The organism is Vibrio sp. V01_P9A10T6 (genome assembly GCF_963877065.1).
Lineage (GTDB): Bacteria > Pseudomonadota > Gammaproteobacteria > Enterobacterales > Vibrionaceae > Vibrio > Vibrio anguillarum.
Genome location: NZ_CAWNTB010000200.1, coordinates 13922 through 36955, shown reverse-complemented (window position 1 = coordinate 36955; position 23034 = coordinate 13922). Strand labels below are relative to the sequence as shown.

General features: G+C 48.3%; 17 protein-coding genes. 4 read left to right on the top strand and 13 right to left on the bottom strand.

Annotated features, from left to right (window positions below; all coding sequences use genetic code 11):
• Positions 1-51 precede the first annotated feature (51 nt).
• Positions 52-1644 (bottom strand): bifunctional phosphoribosylaminoimidazolecarboxamide formyltransferase/IMP cyclohydrolase, encoded by a 1593-nt coding sequence (purH, locus tag AACQ21_RS15560; protein WP_105977044.1) that lies wholly within the window; start codon positions 1642-1644, stop codon positions 52-54.
• A gap of 164 nt (positions 1645-1808) precedes the next feature.
• Here purH and zntR point away from each other — a divergent pair, with 164 nt between their 5' ends.
• Complete coding sequence (gene zntR, locus AACQ21_RS15555) at positions 1809-2207, top strand: Zn(2+)-responsive transcriptional regulator (protein WP_013855804.1); 399 nt, start codon at positions 1809-1811, stop codon at positions 2205-2207.
• Between the two features lie 28 nt (positions 2208-2235).
• Here the strand turns inward: zntR and AACQ21_RS15550 are convergent, their stop codons facing one another.
• From AACQ21_RS15550 to AACQ21_RS15505, 10 genes are all read right to left on the bottom strand, one after another.
• Positions 2236-3876, bottom strand: a complete 1641-nt coding sequence (locus AACQ21_RS15550; RefSeq protein WP_105977043.1) for a methyl-accepting chemotaxis protein — start codon at positions 3874-3876, stop codon at positions 2236-2238.
• 399 nt (positions 3877-4275) lie between these two features.
• Entirely contained in the window at positions 4276-4572 is a 297-nt protein-coding gene (gene fis, locus AACQ21_RS15545) for a DNA-binding transcriptional regulator Fis (RefSeq protein ID WP_010320338.1), read from the bottom strand.
• A gap of 23 nt (positions 4573-4595) precedes the next feature.
• Complete coding sequence (dusB, locus tag AACQ21_RS15540; protein WP_038171221.1) at positions 4596-5564, bottom strand: tRNA dihydrouridine synthase DusB; 969 nt, start codon at positions 5562-5564, stop codon at positions 4596-4598.
• A gap of 139 nt (positions 5565-5703) precedes the next feature.
• Positions 5704-6591 (bottom strand): 50S ribosomal protein L11 methyltransferase, encoded by an 888-nt coding sequence (gene prmA, locus AACQ21_RS15535; protein ID WP_013855808.1) that lies wholly within the window; start codon positions 6589-6591, stop codon positions 5704-5706.
• Between the two features lie 113 nt (positions 6592-6704).
• Complete coding sequence (gene accC, locus AACQ21_RS15530; protein WP_013855809.1) at positions 6705-8051, bottom strand: acetyl-CoA carboxylase biotin carboxylase subunit; 1347 nt, start codon at positions 8049-8051, stop codon at positions 6705-6707.
• Between the two features lie 14 nt (positions 8052-8065).
• Positions 8066-8521 carry an acetyl-CoA carboxylase biotin carboxyl carrier protein gene (gene accB, locus AACQ21_RS15525; RefSeq protein ID WP_105977042.1) on the bottom strand — a complete coding sequence of 152 codons (456 nt, stop codon included), beginning with the start codon at positions 8519-8521 and terminating at the stop codon, positions 8066-8068.
• An 83-nt stretch (positions 8522-8604) separates the two neighbouring features.
• Positions 8605-9054 carry a type II 3-dehydroquinate dehydratase gene (gene aroQ, locus AACQ21_RS15520; RefSeq protein ID WP_105977041.1) on the bottom strand — a complete coding sequence of 150 codons (450 nt, stop codon included), beginning with the start codon at positions 9052-9054 and terminating at the stop codon, positions 8605-8607.
• Between the two features lie 285 nt (positions 9055-9339).
• Entirely contained in the window at positions 9340-11289 is a 1950-nt protein-coding gene (acs, locus tag AACQ21_RS15515) for an acetate--CoA ligase (RefSeq protein ID WP_026027881.1), read from the bottom strand.
• Positions 11290-11430: 141 nt separating this feature from the next.
• Positions 11431-12063: a 3'-5' exonuclease gene (locus AACQ21_RS15510; protein ID WP_026027882.1), complete on the bottom strand. Its 633-nt coding sequence runs from the start codon at positions 12061-12063 to the stop codon at positions 11431-11433.
• A gap of 13 nt (positions 12064-12076) precedes the next feature.
• Positions 12077-13903 carry a DUF294 nucleotidyltransferase-like domain-containing protein gene (locus tag AACQ21_RS15505; protein ID WP_105977056.1) on the bottom strand — a complete coding sequence of 609 codons (1827 nt, stop codon included), beginning with the start codon at positions 13901-13903 and terminating at the stop codon, positions 12077-12079.
• A gap of 202 nt (positions 13904-14105) precedes the next feature.
• On the opposite strand from AACQ21_RS15505, the gene AACQ21_RS15500 reads away from it, so the two are divergent.
• Both AACQ21_RS15500 and AACQ21_RS15495 read left to right on the top strand, forming a co-directional pair.
• The gene (locus AACQ21_RS15500) at positions 14106-15296 is read left to right on the top strand and encodes a 3-phenylpropionate MFS transporter (protein WP_105977040.1); all 1191 of its coding nucleotides are present in this window, start codon (positions 14106-14108) and stop codon (positions 15294-15296) included.
• Between the two features lie 86 nt (positions 15297-15382).
• Positions 15383-18817, top strand: coding sequence for a PAS domain-containing hybrid sensor histidine kinase/response regulator (locus tag AACQ21_RS15495; RefSeq protein WP_105977039.1), 3435 nt, complete (start codon positions 15383-15385; stop codon positions 18815-18817).
• A gap of 97 nt (positions 18818-18914) precedes the next feature.
• Here AACQ21_RS15495 and AACQ21_RS15490 read toward each other — a convergent pair whose 3' ends face one another.
• A complete protein-coding gene (locus AACQ21_RS15490; RefSeq protein WP_017048884.1) occupies positions 18915-20618 on the bottom strand; it encodes a sodium:solute symporter family protein in 1704 nt (567 codons plus the stop codon).
• Positions 20619-20630: 12 nt separating this feature from the next.
• Positions 20631-20897 (bottom strand): DUF4212 domain-containing protein, encoded by a 267-nt coding sequence (locus AACQ21_RS15485; protein ID WP_013855818.1) that lies wholly within the window; start codon positions 20895-20897, stop codon positions 20631-20633.
• 387 nt (positions 20898-21284) lie between these two features.
• On the opposite strand from AACQ21_RS15485, the gene AACQ21_RS15480 reads away from it, so the two are divergent.
• Positions 21285-23030 (top strand): potassium/proton antiporter, encoded by a 1746-nt coding sequence (locus tag AACQ21_RS15480; RefSeq protein WP_105977038.1) that lies wholly within the window; start codon positions 21285-21287, stop codon positions 23028-23030.
• Positions 23031-23034: the final 4 nt, after the last annotated feature.

Sequence of the window (23034 nt, the reverse complement as noted above, 5' to 3'; positions counted from 1 at the left end):
TGGTTTCTATTCCCTCCCCTTCTAGGGGAGGGCTAGGGTGGGGTAAGATTTTTAGTGACGGAAGTGACGCATACCAGTAAAGATCATCGCCATACCGTGTTCATCGGCGGCGGCAATCACTTCGTCATCACGCATCGAACCGCCCGGTTGAATCACACACTTGATGCCCGCTTGCGCTGCGGCATCAATGCCGTCACGGAACGGGAAGAAGGCATCAGAAGCCATTACACATCCTTCTACTTGTAAGCCTTCATCGGCCGCTTTAATGCCCGCAATTTTGGCTGAATAAACGCGGCTCATTTGGCCTGCGCCCACGCCAACAGTCATGTCACCTTTTGAGTAAACAATCGCGTTTGATTTGACGTATTTAGCTACTTTCCAGCAGAAAAGAGCATCTTTGATCTCTTCTTCACTCGGCTGGCGCTTGGTTACGATTTTGAGATCATCAAGGCTAACCATGCCTTGATCGCGATCTTGCACCAGCAAGCCACCATTGACGCGTTTCACATCAAAGCCCGTGGTTTTCGCTGACCATTCACCGCACTCAAGCAGGCGCACGTTTTTCTTCGCCGCAACCACTTCAATCGCTTCCGCTGAAACGGTTGGTGCGATGATCACTTCAACAAACTGGCGCTCAACAATCACCGCTGCGGTTTGTGCGTCTAGCTCGCGGTTGAACGCGATGATGCCACCAAAGGCAGACGTTGGGTCGGTTTGGTAAGCGCGGTTGTAGGCTTGAAGAATATCGCTGCCCAAGGCAACGCCGCATGGGTTGGCGTGTTTGACAATCACACACGCTGGCTCAGCGAACTCTTTCACACACTCAAGAGCGGCGTCGGTATCGGCGATGTTGTTGTAAGAGAGCGCTTTACCTTGGAGTTGGCGTGCAGTAGAGACTGACGCTTCCTCTGGGTTGGCTTCAACATAGAAAGCGGCCGCTTGGTGACTGTTCTCACCGTAACGCATGTCTTGTTTTTTCAGGAATTGTTGGTTGAAGGTGCGCGGGAATTTGCTCTCTTCATCACCTTCTTTGTTCTCTCCATAGGATGGAACCATAGTGCCGAAGTAGTTGGCGATCATGCCATCGTAAGCAGCGGTGTGTTCAAAAGCAGCAATCGCAAGGTCAAAACGTGTTTCGAGTGTTAGCGAATTGTTGTTCGCATCCATCTCGGCAATGACACGGTCGTAGTCATGTGCATTCACCACTATGGTCACGTCTTTGTGGTTTTTCGCCGCAGAACGCACCATAGTTGGCCCACCAATGTCGATATTTTCTACCGCATCAGCTAGGGTACAACCTGCTTTAGCAACGGTTTCGGCAAACGGGTAAAGGTTGACGACTACCATATCAATCGGCTTAATACCGTGTTGTTGCATAATGTCGTCATCTTGACCGCGGCGGCCCAACACGCCACCGTGTACTTTCGGGTGCAATGTTTTTACGCGACCGTCCATCATCTCAGGAAAACCGGTGTAGTCAGAAACTTCTGTAACAGCAATACCTTGGTCTGCTAATAAGCGAGCGGTGCCACCAGTAGAAAGAATATCGACACCGCGCTTCGCGAGAGCTTGAGCGAACTCAACAATGCCGGTTTTGTCTGATACGCTGATCAATGCGCGGTGAATAGGACGAGCGTTATTCATGCTTCGGTCTTCCTCAAATCATGGAGTTAATAGGAAATTTGATGGCGCACATTCTAACCAAACAATCATCAAAAAGCTCGCGCAATCGTTTGGCATCGCAAATTTTTTTATAAAAATGGCGATATTGGGTATCAAACGTAATAAAAACGTTAAAGGAGAATGAGATGTTTCAAATTGGAGAGCTCGCCAAACGCTGTAAAGTTTCAACTGATACGCTGCGTTTTTATGAAAAAAATGCGCTAATAAAACCGGCGGGGCGCAGTGAGTCTGGTTATCGTTTATATAATCAAAAAAATCAGCAGCAGGTGAGTTTTATTCTCAAAGCCAAAGAGCTAGGGCTCAGTTTGGATGAGATCAAAGAGTTACTGGAAATAAAGCTGGAAGCGACCGAACACAGCTGTGCGGAAGTGAAATCGATCACCAGTGCTAAGCTAGTGGTGATTGATCAAAAAATCGCCGAGTTAACGACGATTCGTCAAGCGCTAAAAAAAATCAACGATGCGTGCTGCGGTCATATAGACGACAACGCCAGCCACTGCTCAATTTTAGCGGCATTGGAGTGATCTCATCAGCCGATAAGGCGTGAGTTGCTCACACTTTAAAATGGCTAATGCTCTGTTTCAGTTGTTGGCCGCTGTCTGAGAGATATTGACTGGCTGTCGACACTTGATCGGCTTGGGCTGCAGCTTGGGAGCTGTGCTCGGCAATATGAGTCAGATTGCGATTAATCTCTTCTGTAGCGGTGGTTTGCTGGGCGCTTGCCTCAGCAATATGTTCATTGAGTGAGAGAATCTGTTTTACTTGCTCATCGATCTCATTGAGTACTTGCTGAGCTAAAACGGCTTGTTGCTGTGTGGCGGTTGATTGTTGCTGCGTTTGAGCCATAAATTCTCCCAGCTCTTTTGCGCGAGCCTGTAATCTATTGATTATCTGCTCTATCTCGTTGGTGCTGGTTTGAGTACGCGTTGCCAGCGCCCGTACTTCATCCGCGACGACCGCAAAGCCTCGTCCTTGTTCACCAGCACGTGCTGCTTCAATCGCCGCATTCAGGGCCAATAAGTTGGTTTGTTCAGCTATCCCTTGGATGACCGCCAGTATCGCTCCGACATCTTGTGTCTCTTTGGCGAGGTTTTTAGTGGTGGTGTCAGTGGTGGTCAGTAGTGCAGACAAGGAGTCCATAAAATCAGAAGCTTTGCCAATCACCGAGCTGCCTTCTTTGCCTTTGCTGCTGGCCGTATGCGCGGCTTTCGCGGCACTACTCGCCGCATTAGCCACTTCTTGATTACTCGCATGCAGTTCGTTCATCGCTGATGCGACTGTATCGACGGATTGCTGCTGCTCTAAGGCTTTGATTGAGGCATGTTGTGAGAGTTGAGTAAGCTCATTTGCCGAGTGGTTAACATTGTCGGTGATCGGTGTGATATTGGTAATGGTATGACGAATCTTCTCTGTGAACTCATTGAAGGCTTGCGCTATGTGTGACAGCTCATCACTACCTTGCACCGAGAGCTGTTTGGTTAAATCACCGTCGCCTTTGGCGATTTCTTCGAGTGCCTGTTTGGTTTCTTCACACGGTTTAGTGATGCTATTTCCTATCACTACTGAAAGAATCAGCATCACAATAATGACGATGCTAAGAATGAGCAATATCGATTGTAGGCGTTGCCAAATCAACGCATTGACATCGTCGATGTAGACTCCAGAACCGAGGATCCAACCCCAAGGTTTAAATAATTTTACATAAGAGATTTTACCCACATCGACGTTCGAACCTGGTTTGGGCCACATATAGTCGACAAAGCCTTCACCCTGCTGTTTAGCGACTTTAGTAAATTCTACAAACAGTTTTTTTCCGGTCGGGTCTGCGGCATTGGAGAGATCTTTGCCGTCCAATTGGGGCTTCATTGGGTGCATGATCATACTTGGCTGAAGGTCGTTGATCCAAAAATAATCATCAGCATCGTAGCGCAGTTTCGCGATGGCTTGTTTGGCTTGAGTCTGTGCTTGTTGCTCGGACAAGGTGCCATCGATTTGTAATTGGTGGAAGTAACTTAATACGCCGTATCCTGTTTCGACGATGTGGCGAGTTTTTGTCTGTTTTGATTGCATTAAATCGTGTTGGTAACTATTGAGCATCGAGACAAATGGGATCAACAGTAGCAGTGTGGTGACCGTGGTCAGCAGGTATAAACGCGTTCTAATTTTGGTCTGGCGCAAGTTCAGTAAGCTCATTGACGTCACTCCTTGTCAATCTTCCGAGTGGTTTTATCATTATAGGCCCATTTGACTTGGTGTTTAGATTGTTGCGTCGCCGAGCTCATCTTAGTCACTCCATTTTTGGGGGATAAAGCCTTACTCATTGTATGCACTGTTCACGACAAGTGATTTGGGGATCGGTCGGTAAATTTCCATCACATGCACAATGTAACCAGTTTGTTGCGGTCGCGTAAATGCGACAACAGAAGAAGAGAGAGCCCGCTCAAACAATCAGATCTCTTTATTGAATTAATGCAAAGTAAAGCAGCCCGTTGATATTTTAGTTATCCGTTGGGTGAAAATGAAAAAACCGAGCGCAGAGGCTCGGTTTTAAAAGCGATGGTATCTAGTTGCTAGATTTGTGCAGTAGCTAGATTAGTTCATGCCGTATTTTTTTAGCTTCTTACGAAGAGTGCCGCGGTTGATGCCCATCATGGTTGCTGCGCGAGTTTGGTTACCGCGAGTGTACTGCATGATGGTGTCGAGTAGTGGCTGTTCAACTTCAGCAAGAACTAACTCGTATAGTTCTGTCACTTCTTGGCCGTTTAACTGCGCAAGGTAGTTTTTAAGAGATGCTTTAACTGAATCACGTAGTGGCTTTTGCGTGATTTGATCTTGTGAAGTTACGGTTGTTACTGTGAAAGCTTCTGAAGTCAGGTTTTGTTCGAACATATGCGGTCTAGCTCTTCTCTTAATTATGATGCAACGTTATCAAAATAACCTTCGAGCGCGTCAATTTGCAGCGGTGCTGCGTCAATAGCGTTGAAGGTACGGCGAAACTCACTCGCTTGTTCATGTTCTTTCAGATACCAACCCACATGCTTACGAGCGATGCGAGGGCCTAAATACTCACCATAGAAACTGTGGAGAGCCTGTACATGACCAAGCATAATATCTTTCACTTCCGCAGCCGGAAGTTCAGACATCGTGGTGCCGTTTTCCAAATAGTGTTGGATTTCTTGGAAAATCCACGGGCGACCTTGGGCAGGGCGTCCAATCATTAAAGCGTCAGCGCCGGTGTAATCCAGCACGTATTTCGCCTTCTCTGGGCTATCGATATCACCGTTAGCAATAACCGGAATAGAGATGGCGCTTTTCACCGCTTTAATGCTGTCGTATTCGGCCTCGCCTTTGTACATACACGCTTTGGTTCTGCCATGCAGGGCTAAAGCTTGTATGCCGCAGTCTTCGGCTAATTTAGCGATGTAGACACAGTTTTTGTTGTCTGTGTCCCAGCCAGTACGGGTCTTTAATGTCACTGGGACATCAACGGCGTTCACCACCGCTTTCAAGATCTGTTCAATCGTCTCCGGAAATTGGAGTAAGGCTGAACCCGCCAGCTTTTTATTCACTTTTTTTGCTGGGCAACCCATGTTGATGTCGATGATCTGAGCACCGTTCTCAACACTAAATTGGGCTGCATCGGCCATAAGCTGTGGGTCGGCTCCCGCAATTTGTACCGAGCGAATGCCCGATTCGCCCTCATGTACCATACGTTGCATCGACTTTGACGTATTCCATAGAGCAGGATTAGAGGACATCATTTCACTGACGGCCATGCCTGCTCCATAGCGAAGACACAACTCTCGAAATGGTCTGTCAGTTACTCCTGCCATAGGGGCAACGATAAGATTGTTCTTAAGTTGATAGTTTCCGATTTTCAAAACGTCATCACAGTTCTGTACCAGCAAGGGCGCGCATTTTACGCATTTTTTTACTGCGTGAAAAGACTAATATTTGAGCATTTACAATTTGTTTTAGTAAATCGTATAAAATACAGTCTATTAGCACGCAAAGTCTTATCTAGCCTTGCTTGCGACCCGAGATGCGGCACCACTCATTGAGCTCAATTATCGGGTCAATGTGAAGCTCGTCACGATAATGGTTGGCAACTTCTTCGGCTTGAGTGTCCAAAACACCGGACATCGCAAGTTGGCCATTGGGTTTAAGTAACCCTTTTATCACACCATTCAGGTCACGCAGTGGGCCGGCCAAAATGTTGGCCACAACCACGTCAGCGATTAAGCCTTCAGGTTGATCTTGTGGTAAATACACTTCAAGTTGGTCAGCTACACCATTGCGTCCTGCGTTGTCGTTAGAAGCAAGCAGTGCTTGTGGGTCGATATCAATACCGACGACTTTGGCTGCGCCCAATTTGATCGCCGCAATGGCTAGGATGCCTGAACCACAACCAAAATCGATGACGGTTTTGCCTGTCAGATCGAGCCCTTCGAGCCACTCTAAACATAATGCGGTCGTCGGGTGAGTCCCTGTACCGAATGCAAGGCCCGGGTCGAGCATTACGTTGACAGCGTCAGGTTCTGGGATTTCACGCCAGCTTGGGCAAATCCACAAACGTTGACCAAATTTCATCGGGTGGAAGTTGTCCATCCATTCACGTTCCCAGTCTTTATCTTCGAGCTGTTCAACTTTGTAGGCAAAGTCATCACTCAGCAGTTTGCTTGAGCGAATTTGGTCAATGATCCATGCGCTATCGGCTTCGGCATCATACAGCGCCAGCACGTCGGTATCGCCCCAAAGGCGAGTTTCGCCCGGAAGCGGTTCAAAAACAGGGGTGTCGTGAGCATCAAGAAAAGTGACGGATACTGCGCCCGTCTCTTCCATCAGCATGTCGCCAATTGGCTCGGCATTGGCGTTAGTTGCGTTCAGTTTAATTTGAATCCAAGGCATGTCAGTTGCTCTGTTATGTCGTCAGTTGGCGCTGAGTTTAGCAGAAACTGACTCGGCTGCCGAAAACAAAAATGCTCACCGAAGTGAGCATTTGGTCTCTCGCGACGCGAAAATTAGTGCTGTAAACCCAATTTCTTCTCAAGGTAGTGGATGTTCGCTCCACCGTGTTGGAAGTTCTCATCTTGCATGATCGATTGCTGCAAGGTGATATTGGTTTTAATGCCATCGACGATCATTTCATTTAACGCATTTTTCATGCGCGCAATCGCCACGTCACGGTTTTCACCGTAAGTGATGAGCTTGCCGATCATTGAATCGTAATGCGGTGGCACTGTGTAGCCAGCATAAATGTGCGATTCCCAACGAACGCCCATACCGCCCGGCGCGTGAAAACGTTCAATTTTGCCCGGTGAAGGGAGGAAACGAACCGGATCTTCCGCGTTGATACGGCATTCAATTGCATGGCCACGGATCTTGATGTCATCTTGGGTAAACGACAGTGGTTGACCTGCGGCGACGCGAAGCTGTTCTTTGATGAGATCAACGCCAGTGACCATTTCAGTGACTGGGTGCTCAACTTGAATACGCGTGTTCATCTCAATGAAGTAGAACTCGCCGTTTTCGTATAGGAACTCAAACGTACCGGCACCACGATAGCCAATTTCGAGACAAGCGCGTGTACAACGTTCACCGATGTATTTACGCATCTCTTCGGTAATGCCTGGTGCAGGAGCTTCTTCAACCACTTTTTGATGACGACGCTGCATTGAGCAGTCACGTTCACCAAGGTGAATAGCGCCACCTTGACCATCCGCAATAATTTGTACTTCAACGTGACGTGGGTTTTCTAGGAATTTTTCCATGTAAACCATGTCATTGTTGAACGCCGCTTTGGCTTCGGCACGTGTCATTGCGATCGCTTGGGTTAGTTCATTTTCGCTACGAACCACGCGCATACCACGACCGCCGCCGCCGCCAGAAGCTTTGATGATCACAGGGTAGCCAATACGTTTCGCATGAGCTTTGTTTTTGACTTCATCGCCATCCAGTGGGCCGTCAGAACCCGGCACACAAGGAACGCCCGCTTTTTTCATTGCGCTGATGGCTGACACTTTGTCACCCATCATGCGAATGGTATCGGCTTTCGGGCCAACAAAAATGAAGCCTGAACGCTCGACTTGTTCAGCAAAGTCGGCGTTTTCAGAAAGAAAACCGTAACCGGGGTGAATGGCTACTGCGCCAGTCACTTCTGCTGCAGAAATAATGCGTGGAATGTTTAAGTAGCTGTCAATACCACGTGCTGGGCCAATACAGATGGTTTCGTCGGCCAGCAGTACGTGTTTTAAATCACGATCGGCAGTGGAGTGCACGGCAACAGTTTTGATGCCAAGCTCTTTACATGCGCGCAGAATACGAAGTGCAATTTCACCTCGATTCGCGATGACTAATTTATCTAACATAAAGCAAACCTCGATTATTCGATAACAACAAGCGGTTGGTCGAATTCAACGGTCTGGCCGTCTTCAAGTAGGATTGCCGTAACGACACCTGCTTTATCGGCTTCGATTTGGTTCATCATTTTCATCGCTTCAACGATGCATAGTGTGTCACCGACTGAAACACTTTGACCGACTTCGATGAACGCTTTTGAATCTGGACTTGGTGAGCGGTAGAAAGTACCGACCATTGGCGAAAGCACTTGGTGACCTTTTGGCGCTACAGGCGCGGCGGCTTCAGCCGTTGGCGCAGGGGCAGCGACTGGCGCGGCTTGTTGTGCTGGCGCTGGTGCAGCGTAATGCATCTGAGCCATCTGTACTGGCGCAGTGTTACGACTGATGCGTACCGATTCTTCACCTTCAGAGATTTCTAGTTCAGAAATGCCAGATTCTTCTACCAGTTCGATAAGCTTCTTGATTTTACGAATATCCATCTTTTCTTTCTCTTTATCTTGTGAATACGTCAGCCCTTAAGGTTGGGCCGTAGAGTGTTTGTTTATCGTTGATCGTCTGTGGGTTATTTTGCCTGTAGCGCTTTTATGGCAGCTGCAAGAGCAAATTCATAACCTTGTGCACCTAACCCGCAAATCACCCCTTGCGCCTTATCTGACAGATAGGAGTGGTGGCGAAAAGGTTCACGTGCGTGAACATTGGATAGATGCACTTCAATAAATGGGATGGCGACACCCAATAACGCATCGCGCAGTGCCACACTGGTGTGCGTCAATGCGGCGGGATTAATGATGACGAAGTCGACCTTGCCGTAAGCGGCATGGATGGCTTCGATCAGCTCATATTCGCGGTTCGATTGAAGGTGTTCTAACTCAATATCTGCTTTTTGCGCTTGTTCGCGTAATGTCTCGACAATGTGCTCTAAGGTGTCAGAACCATAATGTGCAGGTTCACGTAGCCCTAACAGGTTAAGATTTGGCCCATTTAAGACCAGAATGCGAGATTTAGCAGTCATTGTGTCGACATCTCCCTATATCGTGAAACGAATATTAATATTCCCATATTATTCTTAGGTCAGAGTGAATTTTTCGTCAAAAATTCCCTGAATTTAAGAAATTGCCCAAGATTATAGCTAATTCAGCGCAAATGGCAGCAATTTACTGGTCTTATCAGATAGTTTACTCATTTAATTCTGCAACCGAGTTAACAGAATGAGAAGAAGTGAGAGGGAAAGAAAAAGCCGCCACAAGTGTGACGGCTTAATCATCTCAATGCCTCGCGGCAGGTAGAATCGTTAGCGTTAAGACAATTCTGCTTTTTCGGCGATCAATTTATCCACTACGCTAGGATCGGCCAGTGTCGAGGTATCGCCCAAATTGCTGGTGTCGCCGGTGGCGATTTTACGCAAAATACGGCGCATGATTTTGCCAGAACGGGTTTTGGGCAGTGAATCGGTCCAGTGCAGTACATCGGGCGTTGCAATTGGGCCAATCTCTTTTCGTACCCAATCTTTGACCTCTTTGTGCAACTCGGCACTGGGGTAGACGCCATCATTTAAGGTGATGTAAGCATAAATGGCTTGGCCTTTAATATCGTGTGGCACGCCGACAATTGCCGCTTCTGCAATTTTATCAAAAGCAACCAAAGCTGATTCAATTTCCGCGGTGCCCATGCGGTGGCCAGAAACGTTTAACACGTCATCCACGCGGCCCGTTATCCAGTAGTAGCCATCCTCATCGCGGCGTGCGCCATCACTGGTGAAATACATACCTTTGAAGGTTGAAAAATAGGTTTGTTCAAAACGGTCATGATCGCCATAAACGGTGCGCATTTGGCCCGGCCATGAATCTAAAATAACCAAGTTACCTTCGGCAGCTCCTTCAATGATGTTGCCCATGTTATCGACCAAGGCTGGTTGCACGCCAAAAAATGGCCGTGTGGCCGAACCCGGTTTAAGTGCTGTCGCGCCCGGCAGTGGCGTAATTAAAATGCCACCCGTTTCGGTTTGCCACCATGTATCGACAATCGGTGATTTTTCGTTACCGATGGTTTTGTAGTACCACTCCCACGCTTCTGGGTTAATCGGTTCTCCCACCGAACCCATAATGCGCAAACTGGTGCGTGACGTCTCTTTGACGGCTTCATTGCCTTTCGCCATCAAGGCGCGAATAGCGGTCGGCGCAGTGTAAAGAATGTTAACTTGGTGTTTATCCACCACTTGACTCATGCGGTTGGTGTCTGGGTAGTTGGGAACCCCTTCAAACAGAACGGTTTTTGCACCATTGGCCAAAGGACCGTAAACCAAGTAGGTGTGGCCAGTGATCCAGCCCACATCGGCGGTACACCAAAACACTTCGCCCGGCTGATAGTCAAACACATATTTGAAGGTCATCGCCGCGTAAACAAGGTAGCCACCGGTTGTGTGTAGCACACCTTTGGGTTTACCCGTTGAACCAGAGGTATAGAGGATGAAGAGGGGATCTTCCGCTTTCATGGCTTCGGCTGGGCAGTGGTCGGAAGCTTTTGCGGTTGCTTCATGCCACCACACATCACGATGTTCGTGCCAGTCAATTTGGCCACCAGTGCGTTTAAAGACGATCACTTTGCTGATGTTTTTCACTTCAGGGTGGGTCAAGGCTTCATCGACGTTTTTCTTCAAGGGCACAGCGCGACCGCCACGTACACCTTCGTCGGCAGTGATGACTATTTTGGAATCGGAATCAATGATGCGACCGGAAAGGGCTTCCGGTGAAAAGCCACCAAACACCACAGTATGCACTGCGCCTATTCGAGTACAAGCGAGCATCGCAACGGCTGCTTCTGGCACCATAGGCATGTAAAGACAGACCACATCTCCTTTGCGAACTCCTTGATCTTTTAACACATTAGAAAAGCGACACACTTGTTGATGGAGTTCTTTAAAGGTGAGGGTTTTATCGTCAGCCGGGTCGTCACCTTCCCAGATAATCGCCACTTCATCACCACGAGTGGCAAGGTGGCGATCGATGCAGTTGGCGGAGACGTTTAATGTGCCGTCTTCAAACCAGCGAATATCTACATGGCCAGTATCAAACGAGGTTTGTTTCACTTGAGTGAAAGGCTTAATCCAATCCACAATCTTGCCGTGTTCACTCCAAAAGCCTTCTGGGTCGGTCACTGATTGTTGGTACATCGCTAGGTAAGTGTCATTATCCGCATGTGTTTTGGCTTTGATGTTCTCTTTTACCGGATAAACGTGGGCTTCACTCATTGCTTTTCTCCTTGTGAATTCGAACAATTTCCCTGTTGATTGGCGATCAAATTGCGCTGAAAGGAAAATCTGTATGTGGGTAACTGTCAGTCAGAGTGCGATTTTCTACAATTAGACTTTAGGATGAGTGTGGGGTAAGTGCTAGCGCGAGTAAGGTGCAACAAAGGGAGGCAGATCACCTTTGGTCAAGCGCACAAACACTAATGCCGCGGCGATGGCATCTTGCAGCGCGTCGTGTTTATCTTGCATCGGCAAGTCGAGATGGCGACAAATCGCCTCTAAGCTGAGGTCGATGTACGCGTTCGGCAGCATTCTCTCTAACTGATCATGATAGATTTGACTTACTTCGATGAGGGCATTGGGCAGTGGAAAGCCTAAATGTCGCCGGCAAGCGAGGTCGAGGATTTTTTTGTCATAACGAATGTGGTAGCCCACTAAAGGTCGGTTGCCGATAAAGTCTAATAGGTGAGTGATGGCCTCTTGCTCATCGATGCCATCGACCAGATCTTGATGGCGAATTTTGTGGATTTTGACTGAACCCGAGTCGAGCGATTGTGGCGCGCTCAAACGCACTTCAAATGGCTGGCTGGTTAAAATGCGGTTGTCGATAATTTTGGTGGCGGCAATCGTCACTAACTCGGCGCGATTCGGGTCAAGGCTGGTGGTTTCGCAATCGAGCGATACATATTCCCCTTGCATCGGCGTTGCAAACAGCGGCTGATAAGGCGAGTCTTTTAGTTTGTGAAACCAATAATGGCGTGTAAACCAATTCAATTTTCAGACTCCACTATTCGCGAATTTGATAGTGATAGCCAAGCCACTGCTTGAATTTTTTCACCACGTGTAAACTGTGCCTGAGCAGGTCACGCTCGGTTCGGTCGAGCTGTTTTAAATCGAGTTTATTGGTGCTGTGTTGATTGCTCAGTTGCTGAGCTAAGCGCAATTTAAAGAACTGTTTGAGCGCTTCACTGAGATTATCGGCGGTTTCTTTTTCCAAAACCCGTTGCTCTACTAGCGCCTCGATGCGTTCAAAGGTGTTGTTTTGTTGAACTTGATGTTCAAGGCTTAGGGCGCGAATGCCATGCACAATCGGGAAAATGCCACCTTGTTTAATATCTAAGCCAGATTTGGAGTGTTTTACGGTGCCAAACAGCGTGAGTGGCACAGAAAAGCTCAGCGCGGGGCGAGTAAACTCCATCAAAATCAATTCTTGGTCGGCCATTAAATGGCTCAAGTGCTGTTTAATAGGGGCCAATAAGTGTTTGTTGCCCGCGACGGCGTGTGCGTCGGCCATGATCGCAATGTCCATCACTTGCTCGGGTTTGGCCGCTTTTACCCATTGGCTAAGCGTGGTTTTCCACTCATTTTGGCTTTTGACCCATTTGGGATTATTGACCATCACATTGCCTGGACAAAGCGGATAGCCGAGCTGCTGTAAGGTGTGGGTGAGCGTGTCCATGACCACACCCATTTGATGCCACTGCAAGCCATCTTTGATGATCAGCGCGTTATCTTGGTCGGTTTTGAGGATCTGCTCTCCACGGCCTTCGGAGCCGAGTACGATCAAGCAGCAGTGATCATGCAGCGCGGGTGGCACAACCAAATGAAAGGCTTTTTCGATGATCTGTTCATTGACTGCTGAAATCAGCTCCATAATAAAACGAGTGCGAATGCCATTGTTGATTAGGCTTTCAACCAGTTGCCGTTGTTTGTTGGAGGCGAGAGCTAACTCTTCCACGCAGTTGGCGCGAGCAATACTTAACGTCAGCACGTGAGAATGAGTGGAGAAAGCACTGAGAATTTGTGTCATGTCCAGCATGCCAACGGCTTGATGACCATCACACACCATCACTCGTTTTATGCGGTTGCGCGTCATGGCAATCATCGCATTAAACAGAAAATCGCCATCGTTGATGTGCAGCACAGGAAAGGTAGCAATTTCCCCAACAGGGGTATCGAGCGGGTGGTTATCGAGCATGACGGAATGCAGCATATTGGTGCGCGTGACGATAGCATAAGGGTGCGCACTGGGGTTTTCGATTAAGCGTTGATCATGCTCGGCAAGACGAACTAAGGCCGCATCAACTCCGTTATCGCGTAATTGCTGGGTCACTTGGTTGAGCGGTTGATCTGGGTTTAAAATCATCGGTGGATGGTAAATCGAGTCATCCACCTTAGTTAAAATAAATTCGGCTAAATTCTTTTGCTGATGCGCCACATCAAGCAGAGCTTGGCGTTTGGCGAGGTTATTGTCGAAGTAGGCGGCGAACTGACCGTTGTTATTATACAGTTCGAGAAAGACGGCTTTCGGCAGAAGATAGCTTAAGGTATCTTCCAGCGCCAAATACTGATGCTTGGCTTTTTCTTCAAACAGTGCGCGTACATCAAACATGTCATCGTTGGCGTAGTGAGCAAAAATCTCTTTGCCATCTGGCGAGCGTTCTTCGACCGCGCCTTTGATCAGTACGTGTAGATACACGCTGGGTCTGTCACTGGCCTGCAGCAGATCGTTGCTACGAAAATACGCCACATCCAAGGATGAGCGAAGTCGCTGTTGCTGCGGCGGTGTTAAGCGGTCAAAGGGCGGTGACTGCATGTTGAATTTGTCAGGCATAACGATCGTCACTCAGAAGAAATTCCTATCTAAGTGTGACAAAAATCGCCACTACCTCCAGACGACTTTGGTCTAATGAGTGATATGACCCGCAAGGTTGTGAATAAGGAAACAGATTTGTCAGTAAACTTCCCTTTTTAGAAGCCTAAACTGCCTGCATAATACGGCGGTTTTCTCTCCCTCATTTTGTTCAGGATGAATCATGCTTAACCCCTCTCCATATGGTTGGATATCGCAGTACTTTATTGGTTTCTTCTTTGCGTATGGCGTTTACTTGCCATTTTGGGCGCTGTGGTTTGAAACCCAAGGTGTGTCTGCAACCGATATTGGCGTATTAATCGGTATGGGCTTTGCCACGCGTTGCGTCGCTAATTTGGTGATTACGCCGCGTATCCATAAGGCCGAGCTTCTTCTACCAGCACTGCGTTGGTTAAGTTTGGCGGCGTTTTTATTTATTGGTTTTCACTTCTTTACGGGCGGCAGTTTCTGGCTGATGGCATTAGCCACTGTGTTGTTCAACCTCTGCTGTGGCCCCGTGGTGCCGCTATCCGATGCGATGGCTAACTATTATGCGCGCTTAAAAATGCTCGATTATGGTCGCACTCGCTTATGGGGGTCGGTAGCTTTTATCGCCGGCTCTACTGTGGTTGGCGTACTTGTGGCACGTTATGGTTCTGACATGATCCTCTACACCGCCTTGGCTGGGGTGTTTGTTTCGCTATTGATTAGCTTGCGCAATCCCAACCCAATGCCCGTGACGGTTGGTGATGCACATGCCGTCCGACCGAAACTGACGCAGTTATTGCGTGAGTGGCCAGTGATAAAATTCTTGATTTTAGCGGCGCTAATACAGGGCAGTCATGCGGCGTATTACAGTTTCAGTTCGATTCACTGGAAAGCGGCGGGGCATTCGGAAGAGCTGATTGGCTATTTATGGAGTTTAGGGGTTGCCGCTGAAGTCGCGGTATTTGCGCTCAGCAAACGCCTTTTTTCAGGGTGGTCACTACGCACATTATTTGTTGTCGCGTCGATTGGGGTTGTGGTGCGTTGGACGTTAATGGCGTCGACCACCGCGCTGCTTGCGCTGGGGACGATTCAACTGCTGCATGGGGTGACGTTTGCGATGGCGCATATAGCGGCGATTCAATACATTCAGCACGCACCGCAAAGCAAAATGGTGGCTATGCAAGCACTGTATAACGCCATTCCACTTGGGGCATTTATTGCGTTGATGACTACCTTGAGTGGCTGGGGTTATGAACGCTGGGGCGCGAATGTATTTTGGGCGATGGCGGCAATGGGTATCTTAGCGCTATTGATCAAAGTCGAACCGACCTCATCTAACGTGTCAGGTATTGAGGTAATGAAAGCTACGCCTGAAGCACAGAATTAACCTTAACTGATTGAGATTAAAAATTATCCTTAGTTAAATGAAGCCTCTTCTTGGAAGAGGCTTTTTTGAACCGATAAGGATATCAAATGCAAGGATGGATCGTCGTTCCCGTTTCGCTCGCTTATTTAGGCGTGCTGTTTCTCATCGCTTGGTATGGTGATAGGCAAAGCCAATGGCTGGCGAAATGGCGACCGTGGATCTACAGCTTATCGATCGCGGTCTATTGCACCTCTTGGACTTTTTACGGCACTGTGGGTCAAGCGGCTAGCAACCCTTGGTCATTTCTGCCTATCTACATTGCGCCTATTTTAGTGTTTACCCTTGGCTGGCGTATGTTGGCGCGGCTGATTTTGATTGCGAAGCGCGAACATATTACCTCCATCGCCGATTTTATTGCTGCTCGCTACGGAAAATCGCAAGGATTAGCGGTAACCGTAACTTTGATTGCCGTGGTGGGCATTTTACCTTACATCGCCTTGCAACTGCGCGGCATCACTATGGGGCTTGAGATTGTCGCCCCCAACCTCGCTACGCAATTTGGTTATCAGAATTATCACGTCTCGTGGTTTGTGGTCGCGGCTTTAGCGCTATTTACTATGCTGTTTGGTACACGGCATATTGATAACACCGAGCACCACCGCGGCATGATGATGGCGATTGCGTTTGAATCGATTGTTAAATTGGTCGCTTTTTTAACCGTGGGCGGTTTCATCATTTATCTGGCTTCAAGCCGTGAAACGGTTGATCTAAGTGCGATTGCCCTGCAGACGTATCAAGCGCCCAACTGGCCAACGCTGTTGATCCACACCGTATTAACCATGATGGCGATCATCTGCTTACCGCGTCAGTTTCATACCATGGTGGTAGAAAATGAACGCGCGCAAGATCTACACACGGCGCGCTGGCTATTTCCTCTTTACCTGACTTTGATGGGGTTATTTGTTCTACCTATTGCATGGGTTGGGCAAAGTTTGCTAAGCGGCAGCCCTGCCGATACTTATGTACTCAGCGTGCCTATGTCGGTGGGCGCCGAGCAGATAGCGTTACTGGCGTTTTTAGGTGGCACATCAGCGGCCAGCGGCATGGTGATTGTCTCGACCATCGCATTGGCTATCATGGTTTCTAATGATTTGGTGATGCCGCTTCTGTTGCGCCGCATGCGCTTAACTCAGCGCAACTACCGTCATTTATCTGGGTTGTTGCTCAACATCCGTCGCGGGTTGATTCTATTGCTGCTGCTTGGCGCTTGGGGTTTTTATCAGGCGTTGGATGCGATTGGTTCTTTATCGGCGATCGGTTTTCTCTCATTTGCGGCGATTACCCAATTTGCCCCTTCATTGATTGGTGGCATGTACTGGCGTGAAGGCAACCGCAAAGGCGTTTATGTTGGATTGGCGGTCGGTTTTACTGTGTGGCTAGTAACCTTAATGAGCCAAACCGACATGCTGGCGGGCGATGCACAAACTAACGTTCTGTTATGGATGATCACCCCGCCGGATTGGTTGGTTCAGATGGGGCTGAAAAACTCAGATTGGGGCATGATGCTCAGTGTTGCTCTTAACACATTCTGCTACGTTGTTGTCTCTATGGTGACTCGTCCGAGTTTGAGTGAGCGTTTACAATCGGCCTCTTTTGTCGGTACGCCGCTGCCTGAGAGTGAGAATCTCAGCTTGTATCAAAGCCGCGTGACAGTGGCTGAGCTTGAAATGTTGGCCGCCCGTTTTGTGGGGCGCACTCGCGTTCGCACTGCCTTTCGCCAATATTGGAGCCAGCAGAGGGAGACGTTACTACCTAACCAACAAGCGCCATCTACCTTAATCCGTCATACAGAAAGAGTGCTGGCGGGGGTGTTTGGTGCTTCTTCGGCCAAATTGGTGCTCACTTCCGCGCTGCAAGGACGCAACATGCAGCTTGAGGAAGTGGCGACCATTGTTGATGAAGCATCCGAACTGTACGACTTTAGTCGCGGCTTATTGCAAGGGGCCATTGAGCATATTGGTCAAGGAATTACCGTGGTCGATAAAAAGCTACGGCTGGTGGCGTGGAATCAACGCTATCTCGAACTGTTTGAGTTTCCCGCTGGGCTGATTCAAGTGGGGCGGCCGATTGCGGATGTGATACGGCACAACGCGCAACACGGATTATGCGGCCCTGGTGACCCTGAGGATCACGTGCGGCGGCGGGTGTATCACCTTGAGCAAGGAACCAGACACACTTCGGCGCGTATTCGTCCTGATGGACGAGTTATTGAAGTGCAAGGCAACCCGATGCCGGGCGGCGGTTTTGTGATGAGCTTTAGCGACATCACCGTTTTTCGCGAGGCGGAGCAGGCATTAAAAGAGGCCAATGAAACCTTGGAAGAGCGCGTGCACCAACGCACCCTAGAGCTTGAAACCCTCAACAAACGCTTGGTGGCGGCAACTCAAAAATCAGACCAAGAATCGCAATCAAAATCGCGCTTTTTGGCCGCTGTCAGCCACGATTTAATGCAGCCGTTGAACGCTGCGCGCCTGTTTGCCTCTTCGCTCTCGGAGGTGGCCAAAGAGACGGAAGTGAAAACGTTGGCGGGTTATATAGAGAGTGCTCTGGGCGCGGCTGAAGATCTGATTGGTGATTTGCTGGATATTTCACGTTTAGAGTCCGGTAAGCTCGATGTGCATTCTCATAGCTTTGCTATTAATGATGTATTTTCGAATCTTAACGCTGAATTTAGCGCCTTAGCTAAGCAGCAAGGGATTGATTTTAAAGTGATCCCATCCTCGCTCTATGTGATGTCTGACCCTAAATTATTACGTCGCGTGGTACAAAACTTTCTCACTAACGCGTTTCGCTACAACCCTAAAGGTAAAGTGGTGCTGGGTGTACGCCGAGTGCGAGATCAGGTCAGGATTGATGTTTGGGATAATGGCATTGGTATCGAGCAAGATAAGCAGCAAGAAATCTTCGAAGAGTTTAACCGTGGTAGTCAAGTCCGTTCTGACCAAGGTTTGGGGCTCGGTTTAGCGATTTCAAAAGGCATTGCATATGTGCTGGGTCATGAAATTTCGATGCGCTCTTGGCATGGAAAAGGCAGCGTGTTTTCGCTCTCTTTGACGCGCGCTGAAGCTGTCAAACAGGCTCCGACACTGGCGATAGAACAAGGTATGCCATCTGATCTCAATCATCTGCGCGTACTGTGTGTGGACAACGAAGCTGATATTTTAGTTGGCATGAACGATCTGCTCGCAAGGTGGGGGTGTGATGTCAAAGTAGCCGCGGACTTACTGCAAAGCCTGAAAGCATTAGAAAACAATTGGTTGCCTGATGTTATTTTGTCGGATTACCGCTTAGATAATGGTCGCACTGGTTTAGAAGTGTTGCAGCAGTGTCGCTTGCGGCTTGGAGATAGCTTTGAAGGGGTCATCATCAGCGCTGATCGCACTGAAGAGATGATGGATGCGATTAAATCCAATGGCTTTAGCTTTATTCCCAAACCAATAAAACCACTCAAACTGCGCGCGCTGTTGAATCGAGTTAATTAAGCATGCAGCATAAAGCCGATGCGTGGGCATCGGCTTTATGGTTGTTATCACACTTCACTGCGGAGCGAACATCGAGCATGACGCTCGCAGGTGAAGATTAGTGGTCGTGAGCTTGCCCCGCGCCTTTCGGGAAGCGGATTGACTCCACCATTTCTTGCACTTCGGTTGGAACTTCTGCGGTAAATTTATTCACCACAATCGATACCACGAAGTTCAAACACATACCTAACGTACCAATGCCTTCAGGGCTGATACCAAACAACCAGTTATCTGGCGTGCTGGCTGCCGGGTTAATGAATTTGAAGTAGATGATGTAGGTTGCAGTAAAGATAATCCCTGCGACCATGCCCGCGATCGCGCCTTCTTTATTCATCTTCTTGTAGAAGATACCCAAAATAATGGCCGGGAAGAAGGAGGCGGCTGCCAATCCGAAGGCAAACGCTACCACCTGAGCCACAAAACCCGGTGGGTTAATGCCTAGGTAACCAGCACCCACAATCGCAATGATGGCGGCTAAGCGTGCGGCTAACAGCTCTTGTTTATCGGTCATGTTTGGTTTGAAGCCTTTCTTCAATAAGTCGTGAGAAATTGACGTCGAGATAACCAATAAAAGACCTGCAGCTGTCGAAAGCGCAGCCGCTAAACCCCCAGCTGCGAGTAAGCCAACCACCCAGTTTGGCAGTTTTGCCAGTTCAGGAGACGCCAATACGATGATGTCACGGTTAATGTTCATCTCGTTGCGCTCATCGCCAGAGTAGAACATACGACCGTCGTTGTTCTTATCTTTCCAGCTTACAAGGCCAGTATTCTCCCAGTTCTTAAACCAAGTAGGCGCGTCTGTTGCGGGTACGCCTTGCATGTCTGGGCCATTAATGGTCTCAATCATGTTCACGCGAGCAAAAGCGGCAACACCTGGCGCTGTGGTGTATAGCAAAGAGATGAACAGCAATGCCCAACCTGCTGAGATACGCGCATCACGCACTTTAGGCACAGTGAAGAAGCGAATAATGACGTGAGGAAGACCAGCAGTACCCACCATCAAGGCTGCGCAGATAAAGAACACGTCAACCTTGCTCTTGTTGCCTTCGGTATAAGCGGTGAAGCCGAGCTCTTGAGTTAAGCCATCGAGTTTATCGAGTAGGTAAACATCGGTACCGGTAATGGTTGAGCCCATACCAATTTGTGGCAGAGGGTTACCTGTCATCATGATCGAGGTGAAAATGGCGGGAACAAGGAAGGCGAAAATGAGCACGCAGAACTGTGCAACTTGCGTATAAGTGATGCCTTTCATGCCACCGAGTACCGCATAGAAAAACACGATCCCCATACCGATGACGATACCAACGTTAATATCCACTTCGAGGAAGCGAGAGAATACCACGCCGACGCCGCGCATTTGCCCCGCAACATAAGTAAACGAGATAAAGATGGCGCAAAATACCGCCACCATGCGCGCGGTTTTTGAGTAGTATCGCTCACCGATAAAATCTGGCACGGTGAACTGGCCAAATTTACGCAAATAAGGTGCAAGGCAAAGTGCCAATAACACATAGCCGCCTGTCCAGCCCATCAAGTACACGGTACCATCATAGCCAATGAACGAGATGATACCCGCCATTGAGATAAATGAAGCGGCTGACATCCAGTCCGCTGCGGTTGCCATGCCGTTGGCAACAGGGTGAACACCACCGCCAGCAACATAGAATTCACTGGTCGATCCTGCACGGGCCCAAATGGCAATGCCGATATAGAGTGCAAACGTAATACCGACCAGAATAAACGTCCAAGTTTGAATATCCATTTCGTAAACCTCTTAGTCTTCCTGTACGTTGTATTTCTTATCGAGCGCATTCATGCGCACAACGTAAATAAAGATCAAGGCGACAAAGGTATAGATGGACCCTTGTTGTGCGAACCAGAACCCTAGTTTGAACCCGCCTAAATGAATCGTATTAAGTGCGTCGACGAAAAGAACGCCTGCACCATATGATACCAAGAACCACACTGCCAGCAGTGAGCCCATAATTCCCAAGTTTTCCTTCCAGTAGGCTTGAGCATGCTCGGTTGATTGGAACGCCATGACCTTCTCCTTCGGTTTGCATATCGTAGTGTTAATTTAATGTCACAAAACTAAGATAGCAGTGAAAGGGTGGTGGGTCTGTGCAACTTTAGTCGGGAGGTTGTTTTTTCCAATTCATTGTAACTAAATGAAATGCCTCAATTTAGAAGGCCTTTCTTATGTTGAATAAATGTTAAATTAGCCAAAAGTATAAGATTATAAGCTCTTGATTGGAAAATCGCTCATGGAGAGTTAACGATTTTTTATGTGGTTGGTTATTCATGCCGCGATAAAAACGATCAATGTTTACATAAAGTTGTCTTAAAAACGGATTAAACTAAGGCACAATGGAACGCGAATTTATGTTGGTTATTCAATCAATAATAATTAAATCAATAAGGAAGGAATATGGATGCAATCGCTATCAATGGTTTTTTTCTCGTAGGTGCTTTGCTGATTGCATTAAGTGTGTTGTTAAGTCCAGTCTCTTCTAAGTTAGGAATTCCTATTCTGCTCGTTTTTTTATTGGTGGGTATGTTGGCTGGGGAGGATGGCCCCGGTGGCATCTTATTTGATAATTATCCGATTGCTTATTTAGTCAGTAACTTAGCGCTTGCCATCATCTTATTGGATGGCGGCATGCGTACCCGTGTTGCCAGTTTTCGGATTGCCTTTTGGCCGTCAGTTTCGTTAGCGACGTTTGGGGTGGCGATCACCACCATTCTCACCGGCTTGATGGCGGCGTGGCTGTTTAATTTGGAATTGCTGCAAGGTATTTTGGTGGGTGCGATTGTTGGCTCAACCGATGCGGCGGCGGTTTTTTCCCTGCTTAAAGGGAGAAGCTTGAATGAGCGCGTCGGTTCAACGTTAGAGATAGAATCGGGCACTAACGATCCAATGGCGGTGTTTTTAACCGTGACGTTAATTGCGGTACTGGGTAGCCAAGGCGATGATCTCAGCGCAGGATTCTTGCTGCTGAGTTTTATCCAGCAATTTGGCCTCGGGGCTTTATTTGGATTAGCCGGAGGTTGGCTGCTCTGGAAGCTGATTAATAGCAATCAACTTCCAGAAGGGCTCTACTCCATTTTGGCCATCAGTGGCGGTTTGATTATCTTTGCGCTGTCCAATTCACTCGGCGGCAGTGGTATTTTATCCATCTACTTGACAGGTTTACTGTTGGGCAATAAACCGACCCGTTGCCGCTATTCCATTTTGAACGTACTGGATGGGATGACGTGGCTTAGCCAAATTGGTATGTTCTTGGTGCTTGGGTTATTGGTTACACCTTCTGAATTGCTGACCATTGCGGTGCCGGGCTTTGCGCTCGCTTTTGGTATGATTTTGTTTGCGCGCCCCATTTCTGTATGGATTGGTTTATTGCCATTCAAAGCATTTACTGCGCGTGAAAAGTGGTTTATCTCTTGGGTTGGACTGCGCGGCGCTGTGCCCATTATTTTAGCGGTTTTCCCAATGATGGCCGGTTTACCGAATGCGCAGCTCTATTTCAACTTAGCCTTCTTCGTGGTGATGGTGTCGCTAGTGGTACAAGGGGGAACCTTGATGAAAGCGGCCGCTTTGGCTCGCGTTGAACTACCGCCCAAACCTGAGCCAATTTCACGTACCGGTGTTGAGATATACCCGTGCAGCGAATGGGAAATGTTGGTCTATAAACTCAAACAAGATAAATGGTGTATTGGTGAGCCATTACGCAACCTCTCTATGCCTGAAGGAACACGTATTACCGCTGTGTTTCGTGACGAGCAACTGCTTCACCCATCGGGCAGCACCAAGTTGCAAGAGGGCGATGTCTTGTGCGTGTTAGCACAGGAGAAAGATCTCGAATCACTGAGCAACCTATTTAGTGAAGCGCCAGAAAAAGCCTCGTTAGAGCGCTTCTTTGGTGACTTCTTTTTGGATGTGGATGCAAAACTCGTTGACGTTGCTGCCTATTATGGTTTGACGATTGTACACCTCAATCAAGAGATGACGCTCAACGATTTGCTGATCCAAGAGCTCGGAGCCACACAAGTACTGGGTGACCATTTTGAATGGCAAGGTCTGTATCTGGTCGTGGCGGACGTGGCCGATTGGCAAGCAACCAAAGTCGGTTTGCGATTACCTTTAGAAGAGACGTTAGATGAAGCGAGCGAGTAGCCGA